This is a genomic window from Burkholderia sp. AW49-1, assembly GCF_053427845.1.
Genome location: NZ_JBSAXF010000019.1, coordinates 32,159 through 47,958, shown reverse-complemented (window position 1 = coordinate 47,958; position 15,800 = coordinate 32,159). Strand labels below are relative to the sequence as shown.

General features: G+C 66.7%; 10 protein-coding genes and 1 riboswitch. Of the genes, 9 read left to right on the top strand and 1 reads right to left on the bottom strand.

The features are described from left to right. The first annotated feature begins 272 nt into the window (after positions 1-272). The 5 genes from ACV22W_RS24350 to thpR all read left to right on the top strand — a co-directional run bounded on the left by ACV22W_RS24350 (position 273) and on the right by thpR (position 9,934). A complete protein-coding gene (locus ACV22W_RS24350; protein ID WP_448022231.1) occupies positions 273-4,976 on the top strand; it encodes a glutamate synthase-related protein in 4,704 nt (1,567 codons plus the stop codon). An 85-nt stretch (positions 4,977-5,061) separates the two neighbouring features. Further along, on the top strand, positions 5,062-6,528 hold the full coding sequence (locus ACV22W_RS24345; RefSeq protein ID WP_448022230.1) for a glutamate synthase subunit beta: 1,467 nt from the start codon (positions 5,062-5,064) through the stop codon (positions 6,526-6,528). Between the two features lie 282 nt (positions 6,529-6,810). Next, positions 6,811-7,305 (top strand): RICIN domain-containing protein, encoded by a 495-nt coding sequence (locus ACV22W_RS24340; protein ID WP_448022229.1) that lies wholly within the window; start codon positions 6,811-6,813, stop codon positions 7,303-7,305. Between the two features lie 593 nt (positions 7,306-7,898). Next, complete coding sequence (locus ACV22W_RS24335) at positions 7,899-9,389, top strand: alanine/glycine:cation symporter family protein (protein WP_448022228.1); 1,491 nt, start codon at positions 7,899-7,901, stop codon at positions 9,387-9,389. Further along, entirely contained in the window at positions 9,386-9,934 is a 549-nt protein-coding gene (thpR, locus tag ACV22W_RS24330) for an RNA 2',3'-cyclic phosphodiesterase (protein ID WP_448022227.1), read from the top strand. The genes ACV22W_RS24335 and thpR overlap by 4 nt, the downstream gene beginning before the upstream one ends. 67 nt (positions 9,935-10,001) lie before the next feature. Here the strand turns inward: thpR and ACV22W_RS24325 are convergent, their stop codons facing one another. Beyond that, positions 10,002-11,771 carry an ABC transporter ATP-binding protein/permease gene (locus ACV22W_RS24325; protein ID WP_448022226.1) on the bottom strand — a complete coding sequence of 590 codons (1,770 nt, stop codon included), beginning with the start codon at positions 11,769-11,771 and terminating at the stop codon, positions 10,002-10,004. A 269-nt stretch (positions 11,772-12,040) separates the two neighbouring features. Beyond that, positions 12,041-12,164, top strand: a riboswitch (TPP riboswitch). Between the two features lie 234 nt (positions 12,165-12,398). On the opposite strand from ACV22W_RS24325, the gene ACV22W_RS24320 reads away from it, so the two are divergent. From ACV22W_RS24320 to thiE, 4 genes are read left to right on the top strand one after another with little or no spacing between them, the layout of a single operon-like run. After that, on the top strand, positions 12,399-13,535 hold the full coding sequence (locus ACV22W_RS24320) for an FAD-dependent oxidoreductase (protein ID WP_448022225.1): 1,137 nt from the start codon (positions 12,399-12,401) through the stop codon (positions 13,533-13,535). 32 nt (positions 13,536-13,567) lie between these two features. Next, entirely contained in the window at positions 13,568-13,765 is a 198-nt protein-coding gene (thiS, locus tag ACV22W_RS24315; RefSeq protein WP_014898319.1) for a sulfur carrier protein ThiS, read from the top strand. A 39-nt stretch (positions 13,766-13,804) separates the two neighbouring features. Then, complete coding sequence (locus tag ACV22W_RS24310) at positions 13,805-14,620, top strand: thiazole synthase (RefSeq protein ID WP_448022224.1); 816 nt, start codon at positions 13,805-13,807, stop codon at positions 14,618-14,620. Continuing rightward, a complete protein-coding gene (thiE, locus tag ACV22W_RS24305; RefSeq protein ID WP_448022223.1) occupies positions 14,617-15,741 on the top strand; it encodes a thiamine phosphate synthase in 1,125 nt (374 codons plus the stop codon). The genes ACV22W_RS24310 and thiE overlap by 4 nt, the downstream gene beginning before the upstream one ends. Positions 15,742-15,800: the final 59 nt, after the last annotated feature.

Below are 15,800 nucleotides of genomic sequence, written 5' to 3'. Positions count from 1 at the left end.
TCAGGGGCGGCGCTGCGGGCGCCGCTTCTTTTTGCACCAAAACGATACGGCCCCAATAAAACGGCACCAGATCGGAGCATGTGTTTAATTGGGGTTCGATCAAGCGGTTTTTGTTGCTATTCCTTTGATTCGTCGCGTATATTCCGAATTCCGGTGGCCCGGGTGAAGCTCGCCCAACCACTGTCGGCCGTGCCGTCTCCCGTCGGGAGCGGGATCGACGGCAACAAAAAATGGTTCAACGGCCCTCGCGGCCCCTTTACGACGGTGTCCCCATGAACGACCACCAGCAGCCGCTCGCCGCGGTGCCCGCCGCACAAGGTCTGTACGACCCGCAAAACGAACACGACGCCTGCGGCGTCGGCTTCGTCGCTCACATCAAGGGCAAGAAGAGCCACGAGATCATTCAGCAGGGTCTGAAGATCCTGGAGAACCTCGATCACCGTGGCGCGGTCGGTGCCGATCCGCTGATGGGCGACGGCGCCGGCATCCTGATCCAGATTCCGGACGCGTTCTATCGCGAGGAAATGTCGAAGCAGGGCGTGACGCTGCCGCCTGCCGGCGAATACGGGGTCGGGATGATCTTCCTGCCGAAGGAAAATGCGTCGCGTCTCGCGTGCGAGCAGGAGCTCGAGCGGACGGTGCGGGCAGAAGGTCAGGTCGTGCTCGGCTGGCGCGACGTGCCGGTCGACCATGCGATGCCGATCTCGCCGACCGTGAAGGCGAGCGAGCCGCTGATCCGCCAGATCTTCATCGGGCGCGGCAAGGACATCATGGTGACGGACGCGCTCGAGCGGAAGCTGTACGTGATCCGCAAGACCGCGAGCCACCGCATCCAGGCGCTGAAGCTCAAGCACGGCAAGGAATACTTCGTGCCGTCGATGTCGGCGCGCACGATCGTCTACAAGGGGCTGCTGCTGGCGGGCCAGGTCGGCGTGTACTACCGCGACCTGCAGGACGAGCGCGTCGTGTCGGCGCTCGCGCTCGTGCACCAGCGCTTCTCGACCAACACGTTCCCGGCATGGGAGCTGGCTCACCCGTACCGGATGATCGCGCACAACGGCGAGATCAACACCGTGAAGGGCAACGTGAACTGGCTGAACGCGCGTACCGGCGCGATCGCGTCGCACGTGCTCGCCGACGACCTGCCGAAGCTGTGGCCGCTGATCTACCCGGGCCAGTCGGACACCGCGTCGTTCGACAACTGTCTCGAACTGCTGGTGATGGCCGGCTACCCGCTCGTGCACGCGGTGATGATGATGATCCCGGAAGCCTGGGAACAGCACACGCTGATGGATGAGAACCGCCGCGCGTTCTACGAATACCACGCCGCGATGATGGAGCCGTGGGACGGCCCCGCCGCGATCGCGTTCACCGACGGCCGCCAGATCGGCGCGACGCTCGACCGCAACGGCCTGCGCCCGGCGCGCTACATCGTGACCGACGACGACCTCGTCATCATGGCGTCGGAAGCCGGCACGCTGCCGATCCCCGAATCGAAGATCGTCAAGAAGTGGCGCCTGCAACCGGGCAAGATGTTCCTGATCGACATGGAACACGGCCGCATCATCGACGACAAGGAGCTCAAGGACAACCTCGCGAACGCGAAGCCGTACAAGAGCTGGATCGACGCCGTGCGCATCAAGCTCGACGAGATCGAGCCGAAGGCCGAGGACGTCGCGGCCGGCCGCACGCAGGGCGCGGCGCTGCTCGATCGCCAGCAGGCGTTCGGCTACACGCAGGAAGACCTGAAGTTCCTGATGGCGCCGATGGCGCAGCAGGGCGAGGAAGCCGTCGGCTCGATGGGCAACGACTCGCCGCTCGCGGTGATGTCGAACAAGAACAAGACGCTCTATCACTACTTCAAGCAGCTGTTCGCCCAGGTCACGAACCCGCCGATCGACCCGATCCGCGAGAACATGGTCATGTCGCTCGTGTCGTTCATCGGCCCGAAGCCGAACCTGCTCGACACGAACAACATCAACCCGCCGATGCGTCTCGAAGTGTCGCAGCCGGTGCTCGACTTCAAGGACATCGCGAAGATCCGCGCGATCGACCAGTACACGGGCGGCAAGTTCAGCGCATACGAACTGAACATCTGCTATCCGGTCGCATGGGGCAAGGAAGGCATCGAGGCACGTCTCGCGTCGCTGTGCGCGGAAGCCGTCGACGCGGTCAAGTCGGGCTACAACATGCTGATCGTGTCGGACCGCAAGACGGACGCCGAGCACGTCGCGATTCCGGCGCTGCTCGCCACGTCGGCGATCCACACGCACCTCGTCCAGCAAGGGCTGCGCACGAGCACGGGCCTCGTCGTCGAAACGGGCTCGGCGCGTGAGACGCACCATTTCGCGCTGCTCGCGGGCTACGGCGCGGAAGCCGTGCACCCGTACCTCGCGATGGAAACGCTCGCGAAGATGGCGGAAGGCCTGCCGGGCGACCTGTCGCCGGAGAAGGCCGTCTACAACTTCACGAAGGCGGTCGGCAAGGGCCTGCAGAAGGTGATGTCGAAGATGGGCATCTCGACGTACATGTCGTACACGGGCGCGCAGATCTTCGAAGCGCTCGGCCTGTCGAGCGACCTCGTCGAGAAGTACTTCAAGGGCACGGCATCGAAGGTCGGCGGCATCGGCCTGTTCGAAGTCGCGGAAGAGGCGATCCGCCTGCATCGCGATGCGTTCGGCGACAACCCGGTCCTGCGCGACATGCTCGACGCGGGCGGCGAGTACGCATACCGCGTGCGCGGCGAAGACCACATGTGGACGCCGGACTCGATCGCGAAGCTCCAGCACGCGACGCGCAGCAACTCGTACCAGACGTACAAGGAATACGCGCACCTGATCAACGACCAGACCAAGCGTCACATGACGTTCCGCGGCCTGTTCGAGTTCAAGGTCGAGCCGACCAAGGCCATCCCGATCGACGACGTCGAGCCGGCGAAGGACATCGTCAAGCGCTTTGCGACGGGCGCGATGTCGCTCGGTTCGATCAGCACCGAAGCGCACGCGACGCTCGCGATCGCGATGAACCGTATCGGCGGCAAGTCCAACACCGGCGAAGGCGGCGAGGACGAGAAGCGCTACCGCAACGAACTGCGCGGCATTCCGATCAAGTCGGGCGAGACGCTGAAGTCGGTGATCGGCGACGAGATCGTCAGCGACATTCCGCTGAAGGACGGCGATTCGCTGCGCTCGAAGATCAAGCAGGTCGCGTCGGGCCGCTTCGGTGTCACCGCCGAGTACCTGGCATCGGCCGACCAGATCCAGATCAAGATGGCGCAGGGCGCGAAGCCGGGCGAAGGCGGCCAGCTGCCCGGCCACAAGGTGTCGGAATACATCGGCAAGCTGCGTTACTCGGTGCCGGGCGTCGGCCTGATCTCGCCGCCGCCGCACCACGACATCTACTCGATCGAGGATCTGGCGCAGCTGATCCACGACCTGAAGAACGTGAACCCGAGCTCGAGCATCTCGGTGAAGCTGGTGTCGGAAGTCGGCGTCGGCACGGTCGCGGCCGGTGTCGCGAAGGCGAAGGCCGATCACGTCGTGATCGCCGGCCATGACGGCGGCACGGGCGCATCGCCGCTGTCGTCGGTCAAGCATGCGGGCACGCCGTGGGAACTCGGCCTCGCCGAGACGCAGCAGACGCTGGTGCTGAACCGCCTGCGCGGCCGCATCCGCGTGCAGGCTGACGGCCAGATGAAGACGGGCCGGGACGTCGTGATCGGCGCGCTGCTTGGCGCGGACGAATTCGGCTTCGCGACGGCGCCGCTCGTCGTCGAGGGCTGCATCATGATGCGCAAGTGCCACCTGAACACGTGCCCGGTCGGCGTCGCGACGCAGGATCCGGTGCTGCGTGCGAAGTTCAAGGGCCAGCCCGAGCACGTCGTGAACTACTTCTTCTTCGTCGCCGAGGAAGTGCGCGAGATCATGGCGCAGCTCGGCATCGCGAAGTTCGACGACCTGATCGGCCGCGCCGACCTGCTCGACACCCGCAAGGGCATCGAGCACTGGAAGGCGAAGGGCCTCGACTTCTCGCGCGTGTTCTACCAGCCGGAAGAGTGCGAGGACGTGGCACGCCGCCATGTCGACGTGCAGGATCACGGCCTCGAGCGCGCGCTCGACCACGTGCTGATCGAGAAGGCGAAGGCCGCGATCGAGAACGGCGAGCACGTGTCGTTCATCCAGCCGGTGCGCAACGTGAACCGCACGGTCGGCGCGATGCTGTCGGGCGTGATCGCGAAGAAGCACGGCCACGACGGCCTGGCCGACGACGCGGTGCACATCCAGCTGAAGGGCACGGCCGGCCAGAGCTTCGGCGCGTTCCTCGCGAAGGGCGTGACGCTCGACCTCGTCGGCGACGGCAACGACTACGTCGGCAAGGGCCTGTCGGGCGGCCGGATCATCATCCGTCCGACCAACGACTTCCGCGGCAAGTCCGAGGAAAACATCATCTGCGGCAACACGGTGATGTACGGCGCGATCGAAGGCGAATCGTTCTTCCGCGGCGTCGCGGGCGAGCGCTTCTGCGTGCGTAACTCGGGCGCGACGGCGGTCGTCGAAGGCACGGGCGACCACGGTTGCGAATACATGACGGGCGGCACGGTCGTCGTGCTCGGCGAAACCGGGCGCAACTTCGCGGCCGGCATGTCGGGCGGTCTCGCGTACATCTACGATCCGGAAGGCACGTTCGCGGCGAAGTGCAACAAGTCGATGGTCGCGCTCGAGCCGGTGCTGCAGCAGGCCGAGCAGGAGCGCACGGTCGACCGCGCGCTCTGGCATGAGGGCACGACGGACGAAGCGTTGCTCAAGGGGCTCGTCGAGCGTCATTTCCAGTTCACGGGTTCGCCGCGCGCGAAGTCGCTGCTGGAAAACTGGGACGCGGCGCGCCGCCAGTTCGTGAAGGTGTTCCCGCACGAATACAAGCGCGCGCTGGGCGAGATCGGTGCGAAGAAGGCGGCGAAGGAAGTGCTGGCCGCCTGAGCGACGAACGACATAGCGAATGCCGCGCGCGCATGATTGCCGCGCGCGGCTCCCCCACCCGATACACCGAACAGAAGAGCACCTTATGGGCAAGGCAACCGGTTTTCTGGAGTTCGAACGCCGCCACGAGGCGTACGAAGCACCGCTCACGCGCGTGAAGCACTACAAGGAATTCGTCGCGGCGCTGACCGACGCGGACGCGAAGGTCCAGGGCGCGCGCTGCATGGACTGCGGCATCCCGTTCTGCAACAACGGCTGCCCGGTCAACAACATCATCCCGGACTTCAACGATCTCGTTTACCGCCAGGACTGGCAGCAGGCGATCGAAGTCCTGCATTCGACCAACAACTTCCCCGAGTTCACGGGCCGCATCTGCCCGGCCCCGTGCGAGGCAGCCTGCACGCTCGGGATCAACGACGATCCGGTCGGCATCAAGTCGATCGAGCACGCGATCATCGACAAGGCCTGGGCGGAAGGCTGGGTGAAGCCGCTGCCGGCCGAGCACAAGACGGGCAAGAAGGTCGCGGTCGTCGGTTCCGGCCCCGCGGGTCTCGCGGCCGCGCAGCAGCTCGCGCGCGCCGGCCACGACGTGACGGTGTTCGAGAAGAACGACCGCATCGGCGGCCTGCTGCGTTACGGGATCCCCGACTTCAAGCTCGAGAAGTGGCTGATCGATCGCCGCATGCGCCAGATGGAAGCGGAAGGCGTGACGTTCCGCACCAGCGTGTTCATCGGCAAGGACGCGCTGCCGGACTCGATCGGCAACATGGCGAAGGAAACCATTTCGCCGGAGAAGCTGAAGGAAGAATTCGACGCGGTCGTGATCGCGGGCGGGTCGGAAACGCCGCGCGACCTGCCGGTGCCGGGCCGCGAGCTCGCCGGCGTGCATTTCGCGATGGACTTCCTGCCGCAGCAGAACCGCGTGAACGCGGGCGACAAGCTCGTCGACCAGCTGCTCGCGAAGGGCAAGCACGTGATCGTGATCGGTGGCGGCGATACGGGTTCGGACTGCGTCGGCACGTCGAACCGTCACGGCGCGAAGCAGGTCACGCAGTTCGAGCTGCTGCCGCAGCCGCCGGAAGAGGAAAACAAGCCGCTCGTGTGGCCGTACTGGCCGATCAAGCTGCGCACGTCGTCGTCGCACGAGGAAGGCTGCGAGCGTGACTGGGCGGTTGCGACCAAGCGTCTCGAAGGCAAGAACGGCAAGGTCGAGAAGCTGATCGCGGTACGCGTCGAATGGAAGGACGGCAAGATGCAGGAAGTGCCGGGCTCCGAGTTCGAGATGAAGGCCGACCTGGTGCTGCTCGCGATGGGCTTCACGCAGCCGGCAGCCACCGTGCTCGAGGCGTTCGGCGTCGCGAAGGACGCACGCGGCAACGCGCGCGCGGCGACCGAAGGCGATCGCTCGTACTACACGTCGGTCGACAAGGTGTTCGCGGCAGGCGACATGCGCCGCGGCCAGTCGCTCGTCGTCTGGGCGATCCGCGAAGGCCGCCAGTGCGCGCGCTCGGTCGATGCGTACCTGATGGGGCATTCGGAACTGCCGCGCTGAGCTGAAGCGCGCGAGCGGGTTTCGAAGAAAACCGGGCGTCCGAAAGGGCGCCCGGTTTTTTTATGGGGCGCGAGTCCGGGACGACTGGGTTGGCGGAGATTTTCCGTGATCAGCCAACAATTCATTCGGCATCAATTAAATTGATCATTTATAAAAACAAAAATATCGATATTTATCTCGTAATGAGCGTTGAATCGGGGTCTGCTGCCGCCTATAGTGATTTTTGTCCGATTAATTCGGGCATATTGAACGATCTGGTTTTCACACCCTCTGGAGAAAATCATGGCGTATATATCGATGTCGTTTCAGTTCACGCAGGATCCGACGCGCGTCCTCGGTGTCGCCCAAAACAACACCAACGGCAGTGTGATCGGCCCTAATGCCCCGGTGCAACTTCGCTACTTCACCGACCCGAATGTGCAGACCCTGTGGGACTACGATCCCACCCATGGCTTCATCATTCTGGATTTCAGCGATTCGAACGGCGGAGGCAAGCTGGCGGTCGATTTCGCGGACGGCAAGGTCGCCCCCGAAACCCCGCTGGTCCTGCGCCCGTTCACGGGAGCGCCTTCGCAGCGGTGGAGCATCTCCATTCGCCCCGGTTACATCACGTCACTCGCTAACACCGGCCTTGTGATCGACGATCATTACGATAGTCTGCAAGCCAACAACCTCGTCTGGGCATACCCCTACAACGGCACCCACGCACAACAATGGACGCCGGTTCATGCCTTCCAGGCAGTCGCCGAAAGAGCGCCGCAATCGCTACGAGCATAAGAATTGTTTGCGGTCGCCGCGGGCAGAGGATGCCCGCGGCGACCCGTGCCGACTGACTCAGATGCATGCGCGTCGTCGACGGGTGAATTATTTTGCGGTAATTAACCAGTATCGCAATAAACGACATCAGATTCGCCCGGTTTATTTCTATTTTTTCGAGATCGGGCGCTTCTAAGGGGGGGCGTGATTTACAGGTAGGGAAAATCTGCTTAAATAATAGTTTCTTTTTTTATCGCCATTTCTGTTTGGCGAATCAATTTTGCGACTGTTTTCGGGTGTCAAAGATCGCGACTCGCCCGCTACGGTATTTCCGCTCGGGATCGCTGCTCGCCGAGCCAGGCTCACCGTGTGACAAAGAGCCGGGATCCGGGGCATGACGCAAGCCCCGGCCATGTACTCGTCGCGCCGCGCCCCCCGTCGCATCCCCCCGCACCGCCCCGAAGCGTCGCCTAACCTGATCACATCGGACGTTGATTCTCCGCGATCCCGAATTCTTTCATTTTGTAATATTCCTTGGAACTGTCATATCATCGCCCGCTGGCCGCGTTCGCGCGGCCGCCGCATTTGACCGACCCCATTTACAAGGACTCTGAATGGAAGCATTCGTACAAGAGCTGATCGACGCCGTCAACGGTGTGCTGTGGAACTACGTGCTGATCGCGCTGCTGCTCGGCGTGGGCGCATGGTTCACGTTGCGGTTCCGGATGATCCAGCTGAAGGCGCTGTTCCTCAGCATCAAACTGGTCGGCAGCAAGGGTGAGCCGGGCAGCATCTCGTCGTTCCAGGCGTTCGCGACCGGGCTCGCGAGCCGCGTGGGTACCGGCAACATCGCCGGTGTCGCGGTCGCGCTGACGGTCGGCGGGCCGGGCGCGATCTTCTGGATGTGGATGACGGCGCTCGTCGGGATGTCGTCGGCGTTCGTCGAGGCGACGCTCGCGCAGATCTTCAAGGTGTCGCATCCGGACGGCAGCTATCGCGGCGGCCCCGCGTACTACATCCAGACCGGCCTGCGCTCGCGCGGCTTCGGCGTGCTGTTCTCGCTGTCGCTGATCCTCGCGTTCGGCTTCGTGTTCAACGCGGTGCAGGCCAATGCGATCGCCGATGCGTTCCATACGTCGTTCGGCTGGAGCCGCGAGACGGTCGGCCTCGGCCTCGTGCTGCTCACCGCGCCGCTCATCTTCGGCGGGATTCGCCGCATCGCGTCGGTCGCGCAGGTGATCGTGCCTGTCATGGCGATCGGCTACCTCGCGCTGGCCGTCTACGCGGTCGCGACGCACTTCGCGCTGGTGCCGGGCGTGATCGCGCTGATCGTGAAGAGTGCGTTCGGGCTCGAGCAGGCGGCGGGCGGCCTGACCGGCTACGCGGTCAGCCAGGCGGTCGCGATGGGCGTGAAGCGCGGGTTGTTCTCGAACGAGGCCGGCATGGGCAGCGCGCCGAACGCGGCCGCGACTGCGAGCGTGCGGCATCCGGTCGTGCAGGGGCTGATCCAGATGCTCGGCGTGTTCGTCGACACGATCGTGATCTGCAGCGCGACCGCGTTCGTGATCCTGCTGTCGGGCCAGTACGAACTCGGCACCGGCATGGAGGGCGCGGCGCTCACGCAGCGTGCGATCGCGAGCCACGTCGGCGACTGGGGCGGCATCTACATGGCCGTTGCGATCTTCTTCTTCGCGTACTCGTCGGTGATCGGCAATTACGCATACGCGGAAGGCAACGTCGACTTCATCACGAAGCGGCGCGGCGTGCTGCCGCTGTTCCGCATCGCGGTGCTCGGCATGGTGATGTTCGGCAGCGTCGGGCAACTGCCGCTCGTATGGGCGATGGCCGATACGAGCATGGGGCTGATGGCGATCATCAATCTGGTCGCGATCCTCGCGCTCGGCAAGTATGCGCATGCCGCGTGGCGCGACTATCGCCGCCAGCGCGCGCAGGGCATTGCCGATCCGGTGTTTACGCGCAACACGATTCCCGAGCTCGCGCGCGTGCTGCCGCCCGACGTGTGGGGCGAGCACGGTCCGCTGCCGCAGCGGCCGGTGTCGGCCGATGCGGTGGCCGAAGCGCGTGTGGCGGTGCGCGAGTCATGAACGGCGACCGGCTCCGTGCGTTCGTCGCGCTGATGCCCGATGCGGCATCGCGCGACGCGCTGCACGCGCTGCCGGTCACCCGGGGCGCGCGGCGCACGCTGCCCGCGCAACTGCACGTGACGCTCGCGTTCATCGGCGCGATCGAACGCGCGCGTTGCGATGCGCTGGCCGCACGCCTGCCGGCGCTCGCGGCCGCGCATGCGCTGCCGATGCAGCCGGTCGAGCGGATTGCGTGGTGGCCGAGCCTGCCGCGCGCGAGACTGATCGTCGCGGAACTCGCACCCGATCCCGCCTGTACTGCGCTGAATGCCGACTTGTGCGCGCTGCTGCTCGAACTGGGCGTGCCGGCGGACCGCCGGCCGTTCAGGCCGCACGTCACGCTCGCGCGGCTGCCGCGCGACGCGGACGGGCAGCCCGCGCACGGCGGCGCGACCGGGCGGCCGGTCGCGCTGCGTTTCGTCGCGCTGACGTTATTTGAAAGCCGGCCGTCGCACGACGGCGTGTCGCATGTGCCGATCGTGTCGGTGCCGGTCGGGCGGGCGTAGCGGGAAGGCGGGTGGGGCGAGGAAGAGAGCAAGGCCGGCGCGGTATGCGTCGGCCTTTTTGCTTCGGTTACGCGGCGACCTTGTCGCTGTCGTTCACGCGTTCGACGTTGATCGTGCCGACGTGGAACGCGGCCAGCGATTCGCGATGCGCGATGCTGACGATCGCGGCTTTCGGCAGCCGTTCGGCGAGCAGGTGATAGAGCCGCGCTTCGTTGTCGGCGTCGAGCGCGCTCGTCGCTTCGTCGAGGAACAGGAAGTCGGGCTTGTGCAGCAGCACGCGCGCGCCGGCTAGACGCTGCTGTTCGCCCGGCGACAGCACGCGCGTCCAGTGGCCGGTCTCGTCGAGGCGCCCGACGTAGTCTTCCAGGCGGCACGCACGCAGCGCGTCGCGGCACGCGTCGTCGGTGAACGCGTCGGGCGCGGCCGGATAGGTGAGCGCGGCCTTCAGCGTGCCGATCGGCAGGTAGCTGGTTTGCGGCACGAACATCATCCGGGCGCCGACCGGCGCGTCGATCGCGCCGTCACCGAACGGCCACAGGCCCGCGAGCGCGCGCATGAACGTGCTCTTGCCGGAACCCGACTTGCCGACCACGAGCCAGCGCGAGCCGGGTTCGATCGTCACGTTGCCGATGTTCGCGAGCGCGTTGCCGTTCGGCAGCGCGAGTTTCAGCGACGACGTCGACAGCTTCGCGGCATCGACGTAGTGCAGGTTGATGCCGCCGTGCTCGGTCGCGGGCGACAGGCTTTCCTTCAGGTGCGACGTGCCCATCACACGCTTGAATTCACGCAGACGGTTGACGGTGGCGCGCCATTCGACCAGGGTCGAGTAACTGTTGATGAACCACGAGAACGAATCGCTGACGGTGCCGAACGCCGACGAGATCTGCATCAGCACGCCGAACGAGAACGCGCCCGCGAAATAGCGCGGCGCCGCGACGACGAGCGGGAAGATGATCGCGATCTGCCCGTAGAAGCTCAGCACGAACGTGAGGCGCTTCGTGTACTTCATCACGCGCCACCAGTTGTCGCGAATGCGCGTGAACAGGCTCTGCGCGTTGATGGTCTCGGTTTTCTCGCCGTCGTAGAACGCGATCTGCTCGGCGTTCTCGCGCACGCGGATCAGCCCGAAGCGGAAGTCGGCCTCGACACGCTGCTGCTGGTAGTTGATCGACACGAGCGGGTGGCCGACCTTCTGGATGATCAGCGAGCCGACCACCGCGTACAGCGCGGCCGCCCACACCATGTAGCCGGGGATCGTGATCGGCGTCGCGCCGAGCGAGAACGTCAGCGCGCCGGCGAGCGACCACAGGATCGTGATGAACGACACGAGCGTGACGACCGTCGACAGCAGATCGAGCGACAGCGCGAGCGTCGTCGTCGCGAACGACTGGAGGTCGTCGGTGATCCGCTGGTCCGGGTTGTCGGCGAGGCGGTCGCGTTCGATCCGGTAGAACGCGCGATCGCCGAGCCACTGGCCGAGAAAGCGGTCGGTGAGCCACTGGCGCCAGCGGAACCCGAGCATCTGGCGCAGGTAGCGGCCGTACACCGCGAGGATGATGAAGCCGAACGCGAGCGCGGAGAACTGCATCAGCAGGTTCGGGAAATCGTGGACGTCCTTCGACTGCAGCGCGTTGTAGAACTGCGCGTTCCACTTGTTCAGCTTGACGTTGATCCAGACCACGCAGAGATTGATCGCGATGATCGTGACCAGCAGCCCCCACGCGATTTTCCATTCGGACGACACCCAGTAGGGTTTGATGAGGCTCCACGCGGATACCGGGCGCTCGTCCTGCGGCGCGTCGGAGGCGGAGCGGACGGGATCGATCGATTGGGTCATGTGCTTCCTGATGAGTAGCCGGCGCGCGTGCCGGGCGGGGCCGGACGCGCGCCGCGATACGGCATGCCGGGACGGGGTGCCGACTGACGGCGGGCGTCCGGATGGTGACCCGGGCGTCTTAAACGGCACTTAAGGCCGGCGGTGACGCGGCAACCGGCCGCTCGCGCGGCCGGCCTGCGGGCATTGTGCCAGAGCGGCGCGGCACGACGGCGAATTTGCCGCATGGGGGACAGTTTGCGGCGCTTTCCGCTTTTATGGTCTAATGGCCGACGACGAAACAGGGGTGCTTCGAGCGCGGCCGACGGACAGTTCCGGGCGACGCGGCGAGGCTGAGAAAGACCCTTCGCACCCGATCCGGGTAATACCGGCGAGGGAAGTTTCTGATCCCGCCGGGCCGCGCTGGCTGCCATCCCACATGGTCAGCGCCCGAGTCCCGCCCGGCCGGCCTTTGCTGCCGGTTTCGTCCTTTTGGGTACGCGCGTCGCGCGTTACGGAAGGAATGATGACCGCTCAATCTTCAGTCTTTTGCGCTGTTCCCGATCCGCTGTCGCGTGCGTCCGCACGGGACGGTGTGCGCGCGCCAACGTTCGTCGCACGCGCCCGCGCGATCTGCGGGGAGGGCGCGCGATGAACCTCCACGCTTCCCGGCCCGATTTCGCGGTACTCGGCGGCGGCCTCGTCGGCCGTCTGATCGCGTGGCGGCTTGCGGGCGACGGGCATCGCGTCGCGCTGTACGAGCGCGGCGGCCCGGACGGCGAGCAGTCGGCCGCGTGGGTCGCGGCCGCGATGCTCGCGCCGCTCGCCGAGGCGGCGAGCGCCGAGCTGTTGATCACAGAGCTCGGCGCGGCATCGCTCGCGCGCTGGCCGCAATGGCTCGCGGAACTGCCCGAACCGGTGTTTTTCCAGCAAGACGGCACGCTCGTCGTCTGGCATCAGGCCGATCGCGCCGAGGCACCGCTGTTCGAGCGACGCGTGCGCGCGAACGCACCGGCCGAGTTGTTCGACGGTGGCTTCGTCGCGCTTGCCGGCGCGCAGGTCGACGCGGCCGAGCCCGCGCTCGCGGGGCGCTTCCCGCGCGGCCTGATGCTGCCGCGCGAGGGGCAGCTCGACAACCGGCAGGCGCTGCGCGCACTCGCGGCGGGCCTCGCGCAACGCGGCGTCGAGCTGCACTGGCACGCGACGATCGACGACGCGAACCGGCCCGACGCGCATTTCACGATCGATTGTCGCGGGCTCGGCGCGAAATCCGCGCTGCCCTCGCTGCGCGGCATCCGCGGCGAAGTCGCGCGCGTGCGCGCGCCGGGCATCGGGCTCACGCGGCCCGTGCGCCTGCTGCATCCGCGCTATCCGCTGTACATCGCGCCGAAACAGGACGACCTGTACGTGATCGGCGCGACCGAAGTGGAGGGCGAGGACATGTCGCCCGTCAGCGTGCGCTCGGCGCTCGAGCTGCTGAGCGCGGCGTTTTCCGTGCACCCGGCATTCGGCGAGGCGCGCATCCTCGAACTGAACGCGCAATGTCGCCCGACGTTGCCCGATCACCGCCCGGCGGTGATCTGGGACGGCGCGACGACGCTGGCCGTCAACGGCCTGTACCGGCACGGCTTCATGATCGCGCCGGAAGTCGCGCATGCGGCGGTCGCGTTCGCGCAAGCCGCGCTCGGCGGTGCATTCGCCGATGCCGACGCGTTCGTGGCGTGGCGCGATGCCGCGCGCTGGCCGACGCTCCTTCATCACCGCGACGACGCGCGCCAGCCGGCCTGACGCGCGCCGCCGACCGAATTCGATCAAGCCTCATGGATATCCAGATCAACCAACAGACGCTGACGCTACCCGACGGCGCGACGGTGGCCGACGCGCTCGCCGCGTACGGCGCGCGTCCGCCGTACGCGGTCGCGCTGAACGGCAATTTCGTCGCGCGCACGCAGCATGCGGCGCGCGCGCTCGCGACGGGCGACAAGCTCGACGTCGTGCACCCCGTCGCGGGCGGCTGAGCGCCGCCGGTTCGCCCCCCGCTCTTCCAGGAAAACGACATGACGTCCCTCACTTCCGCCGACGCGCTGACGCTGTACGGCGAAACCTTCGCAAGCCGCGTGCTGCTCGGCACGTCGCGCTACCCGTCGCTGCAGTCGCTGTCCGATTCGATCGCCGCGTCGCGCCCCGGGATGGTGACGGTCGCGCTACGCCGCCAGATGACCGGCGGCACGGCCGAGGCCGGCTTCTTCGATCTGCTCAAGCGTCACGCGGTGCCGCTGCTGCCGAACACGGCCGGCTGCCAGACCGTCGCCGAAGCGGTGACGACCGCGCATATGGCGCGCGAGGTCTTCGATACCGACTGGATCAAGCTCGAGCTGATCGGCGACGACTACACGCTGCAGCCCGACCCGGTCGGGCTGATCGAGGCGGCCGCGCAGCTGGTCAAGGACGGCTTCAAGGTGCTGCCGTACTGCACCGAGGATCTCGTGATCGGCCGGCGTCTGCTCGACGTCGGCTGCGAGGCGCTGATGCCGTGGGGCGCGCCGATCGGCACCGGCAAGGGCGTCGTGAATCCGTACGGGCTGCGCGTGCTGCGCGAGCGGCTGCCGGACGTGCCGCTGATCGTCGACGCCGGGCTCGGCGTGCCGTCGCACGCATGCCAGGTGATGGAGTGGGGCTTCGACGGCGTGCTGCTGAACACGGCCGTGTCGCAGGCCACGCATCCGGAAATCATGGCGCGTGCGTTCGCGCAAGGCGTCGAGGCCGGCCGTGCGGCCTATCTCGCCGGGCCGATGGATGCGCGCGAGACCGCGCACGCGAGCACGCCGGTCGTCGGGATGCCGTTCTGGCACCAGGACGGGGGCAGCGCATGAGCGTGCGCTTCGCCGATGCATTCTGGCCGCCGGCCGACGAGCTGGCCGAAGCGGCCGAGCGGATTCGCGCCCGCCTGGGCGACTGGCCGACCGGCACGACGCCGTGGCGGCTGTGCGTCGCGGCACCCGACGTGCCGGCCGACGGCGACGTGCTGATCGTGTCGGCCGGCGATCGTGCCGCGCAGGCGCGCGCGTCGGCTGCGTCGCGCCCCGCGTCGCCGGACGCGGTCGCGATCGAGTTCGACGAACACGGCGCGGTGCTGCACGCCGCGGGCGTACGCTACGCGCTGGAAGCCGCGCATCCGCTCGCCGACGACTGGATCGCGGCGCTCGCGGCGTTCCTCGATTGCGGCTTCGCGCCGATCGACGCGCTGGTGCTCGCGCTCGCGTGGCGCGACGGCGACGAAGCGCGCGGGGGCGATGCGTGGCCGGTCGATGCCGCGCGGTTTCCGCGCGTCGCCGGCCTGGCCCCGGCACCCGAGCCCGCATTCCCGCCGTGCCCCGCGCAACTGGGCCTCTATCCGGTCGTCCCCGACGCCGAATGGGTCGAACGCGTGCTCGAGTGCGGCGCGCGAACCGTGCAGCTGCGCGTGAAAGGAGCGGATCCGGACGGGTTGCGCCGGGAAGTTGCACGCGCGGTTGCGGTGGGGCGCCGCTATCCCGATGCGCGCGTGTTCATCAACGATCACTGGCAGATCGCGATAGAAGAGGGGGCGTACGGCGTACATCTGGGTCAGGAGGACCTGGAAACGGCCGATCTCGCCGCGATCGCACGCGCCGGCCTGCGGCTCGGCCTGTCGAGTCACGGTTATTACGAGATGTTGCGCGCGTTGCACGAGCGCCCGAGCTATCTGGCGCTCGGCCCCGTGTACGCGACCGCGACCAAGGCGGTCGCGGCGCCGCCGCAAGGCCTCGCGCGGATTGCCCGCTACGCGCGCTTCGCGGGCGCGCGGGCGCCGCTCGTCGCGATCGGCGGCGTGGGGCTCGACACGTTGCCCGACGTGCTGGCGACGGGCGTCGGCAGCGTCGCGGTGGTCAGCGCGGTCACGGGCGCAGGCGATTATCGGGCGGCGATTGTTGCGTTGCAGCAATGTTTTGCCCGACAATTTGACAATCATTGACCGCAGGGCCTGGAACGGCGTCACGACATCATTCCAATGCAGGCCCTATAATTCGGCGT